Genomic DNA, 12,941 nt, shown 5'->3' with positions numbered 1-12,941 from the left:
TGTGCAGGGCAATCGATAGCCAGACCTGTTCGATGTCGTCATCGCTCAATCCGTAAGGCTTGAGAAATGCGGCTGCCGCATTGGCACCGTCGACTTCGAAGCGCTCGTTGTCGCTGCGATGACCTTGCACCAGGCCCAGGTCATGGAACATCGAGCCGACGTACAGTAACTCCGGGTTGTAGGCCAGTTGCTTGCGCTCACCGCTCAGTGCACCGAACAGGAAGACCCGGCGCGAGTGGTGGTAGAGCAGGTCCGATTCGATGTCACGGATGTATTCGGTGGTGGCCTTGGCCAGTGCGCTGTCCGGGATCCTGATGCCGGCGATGGTGGTGCTCATGGAGTATTCCTCGTCGTGAACGCCCTGGTGGCGCTGAGGGATTCAGTCTGTTCCGGGCCCCAAAACCGGACAATCGATCCATGGCTGCGATCCCGGCCAATGAGCGTGCATATCGCGCCAACCTCGCTTGTTGGACCTGGATTGGCTAGGGTGCATGCAGACCCTGTAGRAGYGAGCCTGCTCGCGATGCACGTGAGGGCGCCGCGTACATCCAGGTAGCCCCCGTCATCGTTGATGTCCATCGCGAGCAGGCTCACTTCTACAGGTGAGCGTTGCAATCAGTAGCATGAGAGGCGCTTCGAACCATGAGTAAAACCGTTGCCATCGTGGTGTTCGCCGGTGTCCAGTCGCTGGATATCACTGGCCCCATGGATGTGTTTTCCGAGGCCAATCGTTTCCTCGCCCCGCAGGATCACTACCGGCTGGAAGTGATCGGCGTCGAGCACGGAATGATGGCGTGCTCCAACGGTTTGGCGCTCAATGCCCATCGGCATTTCAGCGAAGCGCTGGAGGCGTATGACCTGTTGCTGGTGGCCGGGGGGCCGCAGTTGCCGTTCATGGATTTCGGTGTGGCATTCGATGGCTGGTTGCGCGATGCCTGTGCGCGGGCCAAGCGCTTCGGCTCGATCTGCAATGGAGCGTTTATGCTCGCTCGGGCGGGGTTGCTGGAAGAGCGCACGGTCACTACCCACTGGAATGATGCGTCGGCGCTGGCAATGTTGTGCCCGTCGACCCGGGTTGAAGCGGATCGCCTTTACGTAGAGGACGGGGAGCTGTTCACCTCGGCCGGGGTCACTGCGGGCATCGATCTGTCCCTGTACCTGCTGGGCCGGGATCACGGGCCGGAAGTGGCGCTGAATGTCGCCAAGCGGCTGGTGGTGTTCACCCAGCGTTCGGGTGGGCAATCGCAATTCAGCCCGTTCCTTACGCCCCACGCCGAACCGACTTCGGCGGTGGCGATGGTCCAGCATTACGTGCTGGCCAACCTGACGGGAGATTTGACCATCGCCGACCTGGCCAATGCCGCCAATATGAGCGCACGCAACTTCTCCCGGGTGTTCGCCAGGGAAGCGAAAATCACCCCGGCCGAGTTCGTCGAGCGGGCACGGGTCGATGCGGCGCGGGTGATGCTCGAAAGCACCCGCGCGCCGCTCAAGACTGTGGCCTATCAATGCGGCTTTCGCGATGCCCAGCACATGCGCAGTGTGTTCAATCGTAGATTGGGGGTGACGCCTCAGCAGTTCAGATTGAACTTTGCGGCGATGGTTTGAGCTGATTTTGTGGGTGCCTTTCAGGGCCCCATCGCGAGCARGCTCGCTCCCACAGGGATCTGTGTTGAACACAAACTTTGTGAACACCAGAAAACCTGTGGGAGCGAGCCTGCTCGCGATGTGGCCAGCCCGGCCAGCAAAAATCTATGGCGCAGCCCGCGCCGGCAACAGCTTCAAGGTGCTGCGGGTATTGGCCGTGACTTCTTCGTCATTGAGATGCGCCTGGAAGTACATCCCCTCGACGTAGGCCTCGGCCTGATCATCATAGTGACTGTCGAACAGTACGCCGCTCTGGCCGACCGGGTTGACGGTCAGGCTGTGGGCCGGGTCGGCGAAGTCGATCAGGCGCCGGGTCGAAGGGCCGTAGGTGACAGGCCACGGAGCCGGGCCGATCTTCGCCGAGAGGTTGTTCGGTACTTCATGGGTGCCGGGTGCGGCGAAGGGGCCGATATTGAAGAACAGGTCCAGCGGCTTCTGCTGCCCCAGCGGATGGCCATGGGTCAATGTGTGCGCCTTGCCCCACTGCCATTGCGCGGAGTCTGCACCGAGGGTGGTCTTGAGGTGCGCGATGCTGGCTTGCCAGGCTGCCTTGACCGTGTCGACACGGGTTTCCTTGCCGGGTGTGCCGCGGTTGTCCCACCACGGCGAATCGGCGCTGGCGGTCAGGCGGGGCAACGCGGCGTCGATCACCCGGGTCGAGAGCAGCGTCTCGAAGAAGTCGTTGCCCAGCTCATCGTGCATCGTCGCGTCAGCCAGGTTGAACAGGAACTGGTTGAACAGCGTGGCGCTGGTGGAGTCGAGCGGGTAATCGCCTTTCCACTGGGCCAGTTGCTCCACCAGTTTGAGTTCGGCGGGATCGCTCACCACTTCGCGCAACACCGGCAACAGCGGTGCCAACAGGCGCGGGCCGTAGGCGGTGGTGGTGCCCAGTTGCAGCAGCTGGCTGTTTTCCAGGTCCCATTTGACGGCCTTTTCGCTGAGCTGGCGATTGAGTTGCTGACCGCGATCGGCAAGGTTGTAGTAGCCGGGAATCTCCATGCCGGTCGGCGACACCGGCTGGAAGTTGGCCGAGACGATGTAGCCCCGCGCCGGGTTTTCTTCCTGGGGGTTGGCCGTGAACGGGTAGAAGCCATCCTTGTCCGCCTCGGCAGTGCTGCCGTCGAGGATGAACCACGGGCGTACGCCCGCCGGACGTTTAGGCAATTGCGCCGCCGCCCACCAGCCGATGTCACCCTTGGCATTGGCCCAGACAACGTTCAGGCCCGGGGCCTGGATTTTTGCCGCGGCACCACGGGCCTTGGCCAGGGTGTCGGCGCGATTGAGCTGGTAGAAACCCTCCAGGATCGGATTCTGGCTTTCGAGAAACGCCCACCACATGGCAATCGGTGTCTTGCCGACGCCGTTGCCCAAGGCATCGTTGACGATCGGACCGTGGGGCGACTGGCGCAGCACCTGCGTCACCGGTGCCTGGCCCTTGACCGCGATTTGCTGCTCGCTGGTCGTCATGTCCACCCACTTGCCGCGATACCAGACCTGATTGGGGTTGTCCGGGTTGACCTTCTCGGCGATCAGGTCGAGGTCATCGTTCTGGAACATGGTGATGCTCCAGCCGAAGTCGTGGTTCATGCCCAGGGAGGCGAACGGCATCAAGGCCTGATAGTGGCCGTAGAGTTCAAAGCCCGGCGCCGAGAGCTGCGCTTCGTACCACACCGACGGCGCGGAAAAACGGATATGCGGATCACCCGCCAGCAGCGGCTTGCCGCTTTGGGTCCGGCTGCCCGCGACGACCCAGGCGTTGCTGCCCTCGAACTGTGGCAGGCCGCTGTCAGCCAGGGCCTGTTCGCTCAGGCGGGCGAGGGCGTTGAGGTCTTTCCAGTCGGCGCTGGCCAAGGTGGTGCCGGTCCCGTTGAGCACGCCCTTGGGCTGCCAGTCGAGATCGAAGATGTTCAAGTATTCGGGCCCCAGTTGATCGCGCACGAATGTCAGCAAGGGTTCGGTACGAAATGCGGCAGCAAAACTGTAGGCCATGTAGCCGGCGATGCTGATGGTGTCCTGGGCCGTGAATGGGCGTTTTGGAATGCCCAGCACATCGAACTCCACGGGTTTTGCGTGGCTGTCCTGATACTGGTTGATGCCGTCCAGATAAGCTTGCATGGCGATGAAGGAGGGCGACTGTTTGTCGAGGTTCGCGAAGTAGGTTTCGGCGCGTTCGCGAATGCGCAGGCTGCGCATCAGTTTGTCGGTGTCGAGCAGTTTCGGCCCGAGCACTTCAGCCAGTTCGCCACGGGCCAGGCGACGCAGGACTTCCATCTGGAACAGGCGGTCCTGGGCATGGACGTAGCCGAGGGCGCGGTACAGGTCGGTTTCGTTGTCGGCGCGGATGTGCGGGACACCGCGCTCGTCGTAGCGCACGGTGACCGAGCCTTGCAGGTGTTGCAGTTCCACCATGCCCTGGCGTGACGGCTGCTTGCTGTAGAGGTATCCGCCGGCCCCGGCGGCCAGCACGACGGTCAACAGAGCGAGAGCGGTCAGGCTACGTTTCATGGCGACTCCTTGTTGTTATTGTGATTCCTGGCGCCACTGTGTAACACGGCGCGCCGATATGGCGCATCGCCCGTAGGAGGGATTCGTATTGGCGCGTTTTTCCCTATTTCGCGGGATCGACAGGCCACGGGCAATAACACCCCACGGCCAGTGTGTGCGTGGCACTCACCGCACGGCCTTCATCCAGCGCTTGCAGGATGGGTTCGATAAAACTGTTGCTCGAATTACAGGTCAGGCCTTCGCTGTACGGGCCGAAGTACGCCAGTTTGCCGCTGCGATCCCAGATCGCCACGGCCGGGCTGGCGGGGATCTGTTCGGAACCGGGCAGGATGTCGATGGATTTGAGGCTGCTCAAGGTGCCCGGCAACTGGCCGTGGCTTCCGGGTTTTTGCACGACATAGAATTCCACGCCATGGGGTACATAGCGCTCGACCAGTTCGGTCAGGTGTTGTTGATTGCCGACATTGCACGGGCAGGCCGGGTCCCAGAAATGCACCAGGCGGATGGCGCCAGGGCCGGCGAGGGATTCGGGAAGGCGTAGCGGATCACCCGAAAACATCGCGGTGTGCTCGCTGAACGTGCGCAGGTAACGCCCCTGGAACCAGTCGTAGGCCGCCCACAACACGCCGGCACACACCACGGCGAGCAGGCAGGCAAACAGGGCGGCGCGAAAGGGCGAGTGCATCGGTTCAGTCCTCGAAGGTCGGCTAGCTTGCCATGCTTGCCGCGACAGAAGAATATCGCAGGCCTATAAAGTCCGTTTCACGTTCTGGAATCGTCCATGCCGGCTACTTTCGACCCTGATCTTCTACGCGCCAGCTTGCTGCCTCTGGCAGCCGGGCAGCCGTTGTCAGCACAGGCGCAGGCTTACCGGCGATTCTACGGGCTGGATTTTGCGCAGCGTCAGGTGCGCAGTGGCCTTGGGCGGTTCGAGGTCGATGGTTATGAGCTGGTCAGCCAGTTCTGGTGGCCCGAGCGAGCCAAGGCGACGCTGTTTGTCATCCACGGTTTCTACGATCACACCGGGCTCTACCGGCATGTGATCGAGTGGGCGCTGGACCAGGGCTTTGCGGTGATTGCCTGCGACTTGCCGGGGCACGGCCTGTCCAGTGGCGAACGGGCGAGCATCAAGGATTTCGCCGAGTATCAGGACGCGTTGCAAGGGTTGTTCGGCGAGGCGCAATCCCTCGACTTGCCGCAACCGTGGCACCTGTGCGGGCAGAGTACCGGCGGGGCGATCGTGATTGATCATGTGTTGAATGCGGGGGCGAACAGCCCGGCGCAGGGTCAGGTGATTCTGCTGTCGCCGCTGGTGCGGCCGCGGGCGTGGGGTTGGTCGCAACTGAGTTACTACCTGCTCAAGCCTTTCGTTAAAGCCATCGCCCGGCGTTTCAGCGAGAACTCCAACGACCCGGCGTTTTTGCCGTTCCTGCAAGCAGATCCGTTGCAGCCGCTTCGCCTGCCGACGGCCTGGGTGGGTGCATTGGCGCGCTGGATCAAACGCATCGAGGCCGCCCCCATGAGTACCCGCCGGCCGTTGATCGTGCAGGGGCAAGCCGATATGACGGTGGATTGGGAGCACAACCTGGAAGTGTTGCGGGGCAAGTTTGATCGGCCGCAGGTGCTGATGCTGCCCGAGGCACGGCATCATCTGGCGAATGAAACGCTGGTGATGCGGCAGGAGTATTTCGGGTTTTTGACCAGGCGGATCAAGGGTCGGAATCCTTAGCGCCAGTTCCGGACTCATCGCGAGCAAGCTCGCTCCCACAGGGGGCGGTGTAAGCCCGCAACTGTGTGATCAGCACAGAACCTGTGGGAGCGAGCTTGCTCCGGGCGGCGTTCCGACGATAGCGATCTGTCAGGTGCCGAAGATCACTGGGTCAGGTTCGAATTGCTCTGCCCCACCGCCAACCCCGCCCGAATCGCCGCCAGCGCCGCCTGATAATAAGCCTGGCCTTCCGAAGATTCGGCAAAGGTCGCGAACTCTTCCAGCTCGTCGTCCGACAGGTCGCGATAGACATACAGCAGTGTGTTGTTGAGGTCGCTGCCGATCTGGTCCATCAGGCGCTGGCGCTGGCCGTTGAGCATGCCCTGGGCCTGGCCGGCACCGAGCAACCCCGGGATCATCGAACTCAAGCTGTCGGCGGCAACACCGGCAATCGCCAGGCTGACTTCCGCGCCGGCCTCGCGTGCGGGCAGGGATTGTGCCAAGTGGCCGATGATCAGCAGGCGGCTGTCGCTGGCCTGCATCTTCGGCAGGCCCTTGGCGTTTTTCGCCAGTTGGTCGCGACGGGTCGCCAACAGCTCGGCGGCGACGATTTTCTTGCCCAAGGGCGATTGGAAAAACGTCAGCGCGGGTTTGGGGTTGGCGAGGTTCTTGCGCAATTGCGCTTCGGCACGCTGGTCCACCGCTTTGGCGGAAAAACGCTGATTGCTGTTATTGACCAGTGCCTGAAACACCGCCGGAGGCAGGCTGCCCTGGTAGCGTTGCTGAGCAGCCGAGAGGGCGTCGTTGAAATGCGCGCGTTGTTCCGGCCAGCCGGCGACCTTGTACAACTGGTCGTGGCCGTCTGCCCAGGCGGGCAAGACGCAGAACAGCAACAGTGATAAAAGCAAACGGCGCATAGGGACTCCAGTCAGCAGGCGACTATTCTCCGTGCGGCATCCGTACTTGTCGAGAATTCGTATCAACCCGCTGCGCGGCTCTGTCGGATTTTCGGGCACAGGAATACTATGCGCGGCATGCAAATATCCTCTGATCACCCGCTGCTGTTACGAATCGTCGATGACCTGGCCGAGCACGGCTGGTCGCAGCAGAATATTTTCCTGCCTCTGGATCTGACCCGAGCGCTGGCGGGCGAGTGTCGCAAACGTGCTGCCGAGGGTGAGCTGGCTCCGGCCGCTGTGGGCCGTGGGCCGTCATCGGAGATCCGCGAAGGGATTCGTGGCGACCATATCCAGTGGATCGACCCCGGCCAGGCCGAGGCTTGCGACAGCTACCTGAGTTTGATGGACAGCCTGCGGGAGGCGATCAATCGCGGTCTGTTTCTCGGCCTGGAGGATTTCGAAAGCCATTTTGCGATGTACCCGCCCGGGGCGTTCTACCTGAAGCACGTCGACCGCTTTCGCGATGACGACCGGCGCATGGTTTCGGCGGTGGTTTACCTCAATGACGCCTGGCTTCCCGAACACGGCGGCCAGTTGCGCATGTACCTCGACAATGATCGCGTCCACGACGTGCAACCTATTGGCGGCTGCCTGGTGGTGTTTCTCTCCGGAGAGGTTCCCCACGAAGTCCTGCCCGCGACCCGGGATCGCCTGTCGCTGACCGGCTGGTTCCGCCGGCGCGGCAACGAGCCGTTTTGATCATGCAGAAAATTCTCGTCAGCCGCTGCCTATTGGGTCACCGCGTCCGTTACGACGGCGGGGCCRGCGGGCCGTTCGATCAGCTCCAGCAGTGGCTGGATGAAGGTCGGGTCGTGCCATTGTGCCCAGAGGTCGCCGGTGGCTTGCCAACGCCACGGCCGGCAGCGGAAATTCCAGGCGGGCAGGGCGCGCAAGTTCTCGACGGCCAGGCGTTGGTGATCACTACCGAGGGCGAGGACGTCAGTGCGCAGTTTCTGTCGGGGGCGTATCAGGCGCTGGAGCTGGTACAAAAGCATGGCATCCGCATCGCAGTCCTCAAGGCCAACAGCCCGTCCTGCGGCAATCTGCTGACCTATGACGGGACGTTCAGCGGCGTGAAGGTCAGTGGCGAGGGCGTGACAGCGGCGCTACTCAAGCGCCACGGGGTGCAGGTGTTCAGTGAGCTGGAGCTGGCTGAAGCGGCTCAGGCATTGGCAATGCTGAACTGACAACCGACACAAAACCCTGTGGGAGCGAGCTTGCTCGCGATGGGGTCATAACAGTCAGCATTGATGTTGAATGTCAGGCCGCCATCGCGAGCAAGCTCGCTCCCACAGGTTCTGCATTTACTTCAGTTCTGCAGCTTGGGCACCACACCGGCGTCCGCCCCCAACCACTTCTGCTCCAGCGCTTGCAGTCGCCCGTCATCCTTGATCCGCTGCAATGCGTTTTCCAGGCTGGCATGGAACGCCGGATTACCCTTCTGAAACGGAATCGCCAGGTTTACGGCCGGGTTGGTTTTGGGCTTCTCTTCTGTCAGCGACTGCACCAGCAGAATGGAGCGCGGCTCTTCTTTCTGCGCGATCAATTGCGCATGGGTTTGAATGTAGGGCTCGCTGAAGTCGAAACGATCCTGGAGATCCGGGGTCGCTGCTATGTGGTTGATGGCGATGTCATATTTGCCGCTTTCGACGCCGGTCAGCAGATCGCTGCCGTCGGTGACGACAAAGTCGGCCCGGACATCGAGCTCACTTGCCAGCAGTTGGCCCAGCTCGACTTCGAAACCGGTGAGCTTGTCGTCATCCTTGAAGTTGAATGGGGGAGTGTTGGCTTCAACGGCAATGCGCAATTCGCCCCGGTCGTTGACGTCATCTATCAGTTCGGCGTGAGCCAAAGGGCTCAAAAGGGGTAGCAGGCAGATCAGGCCAGGCAGAAAGCGCATGGTCACTCCTTTGAATTTTTATCGCGGACCCTCTGATTCAGGCTCGCTTTGCTATGGTTGTCGAGTGCCTTCGACAACGAATGGCCATGAAGTTGTCATGGCCACGCGAATTTTATGGAAAAACTGGAGAAGAGAATGAAAACCTTTATGTCACGTGCTGCTTTGGCTGGCCTGTTGATGGGTGTTTCGGTGCTGGCCAGTGCTGCCACGCCGGCTCCGAAAGGCGCCGAAGTGTCCATTGTTTCTCCCACGGACGGTGCGACGATTCCACAGACAGTTGTCGTCAAGTTCGCGGTCGAGAACATTGCCCTGGCACCGGCGGGCGATACCACCAAGAACACCGGTCATCACCATGTGCTGATCGACGTCGATGAGCTGCCAGCCGCCGGTGCGCCGATCCCCAAGGATGCCAACCACCTGCATTTCGGCGGTGCGCAGACCCAGGCTGAAATAACGCTCACGCCGGGCAAACACACCTTGCAGCTTGAACTGGGCGATAGCAACCATATGCCGTTCGAGCCGCCGATCGTTTCCAAGAAAATCACCGTCAATGTGAAATAAAAAAAGGGAGCCCCCTTCGCAGGGGCTCCCTTTTTATTACATGCAAGCTCGCCGCTGTTCTTTAGAACAGCACGCGGCTACGGATGGTGCCGTTGACGTGTTGCAGCTTCTCTTGCGCCAGGTCCGAGTATTCGGCGTCGACGTCGATTACCACATAGCCGACCTTCTCGTTGGTCTGCAGGAACTGACCGGAGATGTTGATGCCGTTTTCGGCGAAGACCTTGTTGATYTCGCTCATCACACCCGGGATGTTCTCGTGGATGTGCAGCAGGCGGTGCTTGCCAGGGTGAGCCGGCAGGGCCACTTCCGGGAAGTTCACGGACGATACCGAAGTACCGTTGTCGCTGTACTTGACCAGTTTTTCCGCCACTTCCAGACCGATGTTGGCCTGAGCTTCAGCAGTGGAGCCACCGATGTGCGGGGTCAGGATCACGTTGTCCAGGCCACGCAGCGGGCTTTCGAACTCTTCGTCGTTGGAGCGTGGCTCCACCGGGAATACGTCGATGGCTGCGCCGATCAGGTGCTTGTCCTTGATGGCAGCAGCCAGGTGGTCCAGTTCGACCACGGTGCCGCGGGCGGCGTTGATCAGGATGCCGCCTTTCTTGATAGCGCGGATTTCTTTCTCGCCCATCATCCACTGGGTAGCGGCGGTTTCCGGTACGTGCAGCGAAACGATGTCGGACATCGCCAGTAGTTCGTGCAGGTTGCCTACTTGAGTCGCGTTACCCAATGGCAGCTTGGTGATGGTGTCGTAGAAGTACACCTGCATGCCCAGGCCTTCCGCCAGGACCGACAGTTGAGTACCGATCGAACCGTAACCGACGATGCCCAGCTTCTTGCCACGGATCTCGAAGGAGTTGGCCGCGCTCTTGATCCAGCCGCCACGGTGGCAGGAAGCGTTCTTCTCAGGGATGCCGCGCAACAGCAGGATTGCTTCGGCCAGCACCAGCTCCGCTACGGAACGGGTGTTGGAGTACGGTGCGTTGAACACCGCGATGCCGCGTTCGCGGGCAGCGTCCAGGTCGACCTGGTTGGTGCCGATGCAGAAACACCCTACGGCCACGAGCTTCTTCGCGTGATCGAAGATCTCTTCGGTCAGTTGAGTGCGGGAGCGAATGCCGATGAAGTGAGCATCAGCGATCTTTTCCTTGAGCTGGGCTTCAGGCAGAGAACCAGTGAGGTACTCGATGCTGGTGTAGCCCGCCGCCTTGAGGACGTCGACAGCCGATTGGTGGACGCCTTCGAGAAGAAGGAACTTGATCTTGCTCTTATCGAGAGAAGTCTTGCTCATCTGCGTAAACCTGTATCCCGGAGAAAAATGGCAGGAAAGGGAGCAGCCCGGAGCTGACCCGCACGGCAGGAAAGCCGTCACCGCAGAACAGCCCTTGGGCACTATCCTGCGGGGTCGGTATGCTAGCATATGCACCCCGCTAAACACTCATTCCTGCGACGTGAAGCGTTCTCAGGATGACCATGAATTGTTCGAGAGTTCTGTCGATGACCAATCCTGCCCTGATTGAAGAGCTGAAGACCCTGGTTGAGCCTGGCAAGGTGCTGACCGATGCCGACTCCCTGAATGCTTACGGAAAGGATTGGACCAAGCATTTCGCCCCCGCTCCGACCGCCATCGTGTTCCCCAAGACCACCGAGCAGGTCCAGGCCATTGTCCTTTGGGCCAATAAACACAAGGTGGCGCTGGTGCCATCCGGCGGTCGTACCGGCTTGTCCGCCGCTGCCGTGGCGGCCAATGGCGAAGTGGTCGTGTCGTTCGACTACATGAACCAGATCCTCGACGTGAACCTCACTGACCGCACGGCCGTTTGTCAGCCGGGCGTGGTCACCGAGCACCTGCAGAACGTGGCTGAAGAAAAGGGCTTGTACTACCCGGTGGACTTCGCTTCGGCAGGTTCGAGCCAGATTGGCGGCAATATCGGCACCAATGCCGGCGGGATCAAGGTGATTCGCTACGGCATGACCCGTAACTGGGTCGCTGGCATGAAAGTCGTCACCGGCAAGGGCGACGTGCTGGAACTGAACCGCGACCTGATCAAGAACGCTACCGGCTACGATATGCGTCAGCTGTTCATCGGCGCCGAAGGCACCCTCGGTTTCGTCGTCGAAGCGACCATGCGCCTGGATCGCGCCCCGAAAAACCTCACCGCGATGGTCCTCGGTACCGCCGATTTCGACTCGATCATGCCGGTGCTGCACGCCTTCCAGAGCAAGCTTGACCTGACCGCCTTCGAATTCTTCTCCGACAAGGCCCTGGCCAAAGTCATGGCCCGTGGCGATGTCCCGGCGCCGTTCGAATCCGACTGCCCGTTCTACGCGCTGCTGGAATTCGAAGCGACCACCGAAGAAGTGGCCAACCACGCCCTCGAAACCTTCGAGCATTGCGTCGAGCAGGGCTGGGTACTGGACGGCGTGATGAGCCAGAGTGAAACCCAGCTGCAAAACCTGTGGAAACTGCGCGAATACATCTCCGAAACCATTTCCCACTGGACGCCGTACAAGAACGACATCTCGGTCACCGTGTCGAAAGTCCCGGCGTTCCTGAAGGAAATCGACGCGATCGTCGGCGAACACTACCCGGACTTCGAAATCGTCTGGTTCGGCCACATCGGCGACGGCAACCTGCACTTGAACATCCTCAAGCCGGATAACCTGAGCAAGGACGAGTTCTTCGCCAAGTGCGCCACCGTCAACAAGTGGGTGTTCGAAACCGTCGAGAAGTACAACGGTTCGATTTCCGCCGAGCATGGCGTGGGCATGACCAAGCGTGACTACCTGACCTACAGCCGCTCCCCGGTCGAGATCGAGTACATGAAAGCGGTCAAGGCAGTGTTCGACCCGAACGGCATCATGAACCCGGGCAAGATCTTCGCGGTTTGATCTGCAATCCTTAAGCATCCATGAAGGCAGGAGTCGGTAATGAGCTATCAGCACCAGTATGTCGACGGTACGCGTATTCATTTCCCGCTGGGGAAAGTGGTGTGCATCGGCCGTAACTACGCCGAACACGCCAAGGAACTGGATAACCCGGTGCCGACCGAGCCACTGCTGTTCATCAAGCCGGGCAGTTGTGTGGTGCCGCTGGAAGGTGGTTTCAGCATTCCGACCGAGCGTGGTTCGGTGCATTACGAAGCGGAAATCGCGGTCTTGATCGGCAAGCCGTTGTCGACCAAACCGAGCCGTGAAGAAGTGCTCGACGCCATCTCCGGTTTCGCCCCGGCCCTGGACCTGACCCTGCGCGACAAGCAGGCCGAGCTGAAATCCAAGGGCCTGCCCTGGGAAATCGCCAAGTCCTTCGACGGCGCGGCAGTGATTGCCCCGTTCGTGTCCGGCAGCACGTTTGCCGACCTGACCGACATCGGCATCCGCCTGACCATCAACGGCGAAGTACGCCAGGACGGTAACAGCAGCGCCATGCTCAACCCGATCGTGCCGATGATCCAGCACATGGCCGGCTGCTTCTCGTTGCAGGCCGGTGATGTGATTCTGACTGGCACACCAGTGGGCGTCGGTCCGCTGAATGTCGGTGATGAGATCGTTCTGGAGTTGCCGGGCGCCAGCAGTTTCACCAGCAGCGTTCGCTAGTCCAGACACCGCCAAACCCTGTGGGAGCGAGCTTGCTCGCGATGAGGCCGCGTCAGTCAGCAGA

General features: G+C 60.9%; 13 protein-coding genes. 7 read left to right on the top strand and 6 right to left on the bottom strand.

Annotation, left to right across the window (positions count from 1 at the left end; all coding sequences use genetic code 11):
- Positions 1–337: HD domain-containing protein (locus AC1DVH_RS19285; RefSeq protein ID WP_477755150.1), on the bottom strand; the 337-nt coding region annotated here is incomplete at its 3' end.
- Between the two features lie 305 nt (positions 338–642).
- On the opposite strand from AC1DVH_RS19285, the gene AC1DVH_RS19280 reads away from it, so the two are divergent.
- A complete protein-coding gene (locus AC1DVH_RS19280; protein ID WP_477755149.1) occupies positions 643–1,608 on the top strand; it encodes a GlxA family transcriptional regulator in 966 nt (321 codons plus the stop codon).
- Between the two features lie 144 nt (positions 1,609–1,752).
- On the opposite strand, the gene AC1DVH_RS19275 is transcribed toward AC1DVH_RS19280, so the two are convergent.
- Together AC1DVH_RS19275 and AC1DVH_RS19270 are read right to left on the bottom strand one after the other, a co-directional pair.
- Entirely contained in the window at positions 1,753–4,152 is a 2,400-nt protein-coding gene (locus tag AC1DVH_RS19275) for a penicillin acylase family protein (RefSeq protein ID WP_477755148.1), read from the bottom strand.
- A 103-nt stretch (positions 4,153–4,255) separates the two neighbouring features.
- Positions 4,256–4,837, bottom strand: a complete 582-nt coding sequence (locus AC1DVH_RS19270) for a DUF6436 domain-containing protein (protein WP_477755147.1) — start codon at positions 4,835–4,837, stop codon at positions 4,256–4,258.
- Between the two features lie 96 nt (positions 4,838–4,933).
- On the opposite strand from AC1DVH_RS19270, the gene bipL reads away from it, so the two are divergent.
- Positions 4,934–5,881 (top strand): phospholipase BipL, encoded by a 948-nt coding sequence (gene bipL / locus AC1DVH_RS19265; protein WP_477755146.1) that lies wholly within the window; start codon positions 4,934–4,936, stop codon positions 5,879–5,881.
- A gap of 143 nt (positions 5,882–6,024) precedes the next feature.
- On the opposite strand, the gene AC1DVH_RS19260 is transcribed toward bipL, so the two are convergent.
- On the bottom strand, positions 6,025–6,777 hold the full coding sequence (locus tag AC1DVH_RS19260) for a DUF2059 domain-containing protein (RefSeq protein WP_477755145.1): 753 nt from the start codon (positions 6,775–6,777) through the stop codon (positions 6,025–6,027).
- A gap of 108 nt (positions 6,778–6,885) precedes the next feature.
- Here AC1DVH_RS19260 and AC1DVH_RS19255 point away from each other — a divergent pair, with 108 nt between their 5' ends.
- Both AC1DVH_RS19255 and AC1DVH_RS19250 read left to right on the top strand, forming a co-directional pair.
- Complete coding sequence (locus AC1DVH_RS19255) at positions 6,886–7,518, top strand: 2OG-Fe(II) oxygenase (RefSeq protein WP_150757513.1); 633 nt, start codon at positions 6,886–6,888, stop codon at positions 7,516–7,518.
- 2 nt (positions 7,519–7,520) lie between these two features.
- Entirely contained in the window at positions 7,521–8,006 is a 486-nt protein-coding gene (locus tag AC1DVH_RS19250) for a 2-thiouracil desulfurase family protein (protein ID WP_477755144.1), read from the top strand.
- A gap of 122 nt (positions 8,007–8,128) precedes the next feature.
- Here AC1DVH_RS19250 and AC1DVH_RS19245 read toward each other — a convergent pair whose 3' ends face one another.
- Positions 8,129–8,719 carry a transporter substrate-binding domain-containing protein gene (locus tag AC1DVH_RS19245; RefSeq protein WP_477755143.1) on the bottom strand — a complete coding sequence of 197 codons (591 nt, stop codon included), beginning with the start codon at positions 8,717–8,719 and terminating at the stop codon, positions 8,129–8,131.
- Positions 8,720–8,854: 135 nt separating this feature from the next.
- Here AC1DVH_RS19245 and AC1DVH_RS19240 point away from each other — a divergent pair, with 135 nt between their 5' ends.
- Positions 8,855–9,280 carry a DUF4399 domain-containing protein gene (locus tag AC1DVH_RS19240; protein WP_477755142.1) on the top strand — a complete coding sequence of 142 codons (426 nt, stop codon included), beginning with the start codon at positions 8,855–8,857 and terminating at the stop codon, positions 9,278–9,280.
- Positions 9,281–9,341: 61 nt separating this feature from the next.
- Here AC1DVH_RS19240 and serA read toward each other — a convergent pair whose 3' ends face one another.
- Complete coding sequence (gene serA / locus AC1DVH_RS19235) at positions 9,342–10,571, bottom strand: phosphoglycerate dehydrogenase (RefSeq protein WP_056854035.1); 1,230 nt, start codon at positions 10,569–10,571, stop codon at positions 9,342–9,344.
- A gap of 206 nt (positions 10,572–10,777) precedes the next feature.
- Between serA and AC1DVH_RS19230 the strand changes: the two genes are divergently transcribed.
- A complete protein-coding gene (locus AC1DVH_RS19230) occupies positions 10,778–12,172 on the top strand; it encodes an FAD-binding oxidoreductase (RefSeq protein ID WP_033052123.1) in 1,395 nt (464 codons plus the stop codon).
- A gap of 39 nt (positions 12,173–12,211) precedes the next feature.
- On the top strand, positions 12,212–12,877 hold the full coding sequence (locus tag AC1DVH_RS19225) for a fumarylacetoacetate hydrolase family protein (RefSeq protein WP_008026071.1): 666 nt from the start codon (positions 12,212–12,214) through the stop codon (positions 12,875–12,877).
- Positions 12,878–12,941 lie beyond the last annotated feature (64 nt).

The organism is Pseudomonas sp. P4_C3, assembly GCF_056402075.1.
Note: the sequence above shows the minus strand (reverse complement) of the source record. Positions and strands in the feature narration are given on the sequence as shown.

What these genes read in the sequence shown, in the direction of transcription:
- AC1DVH_RS19255 (WP_150757513.1), top strand. Translation starts at nt 6,886, where the DNA reads ATGCGCGGCATGCAAATATCCTCTGATCACCCGCTGCTGTTACGAATC.
- AC1DVH_RS19275 (WP_477755148.1), bottom strand. Translation starts at nt 4,152, where the DNA reads ATGAAACGTAGCCTGACCGCTCTCGCTCTGTTGACCGTCGTGCTGGCC.
- AC1DVH_RS19280 (WP_477755149.1), top strand. Translation starts at nt 643, where the DNA reads ATGAGTAAAACCGTTGCCATCGTGGTGTTCGCCGGTGTCCAGTCGCTG.
- AC1DVH_RS19225 (WP_008026071.1), top strand. Translation starts at nt 12,212, where the DNA reads ATGAGCTATCAGCACCAGTATGTCGACGGTACGCGTATTCATTTCCCG.
- bipL (WP_477755146.1), top strand. Translation starts at nt 4,934, where the DNA reads ATGCCGGCTACTTTCGACCCTGATCTTCTACGCGCCAGCTTGCTGCCT.
- AC1DVH_RS19245 (WP_477755143.1), bottom strand. Translation starts at nt 8,719, where the DNA reads ATGCGCTTTCTGCCTGGCCTGATCTGCCTGCTACCCCTTTTGAGCCCT.
- AC1DVH_RS19270 (WP_477755147.1), bottom strand. Translation starts at nt 4,837, where the DNA reads ATGCACTCGCCCTTTCGCGCCGCCCTGTTTGCCTGCCTGCTCGCCGTG.
- AC1DVH_RS19230 (WP_033052123.1), top strand. Translation starts at nt 10,778, where the DNA reads ATGACCAATCCTGCCCTGATTGAAGAGCTGAAGACCCTGGTTGAGCCT.
- AC1DVH_RS19240 (WP_477755142.1), top strand. Translation starts at nt 8,855, where the DNA reads ATGAAAACCTTTATGTCACGTGCTGCTTTGGCTGGCCTGTTGATGGGT.
- AC1DVH_RS19260 (WP_477755145.1), bottom strand. Translation starts at nt 6,777, where the DNA reads ATGCGCCGTTTGCTTTTATCACTGTTGCTGTTCTGCGTCTTGCCCGCC.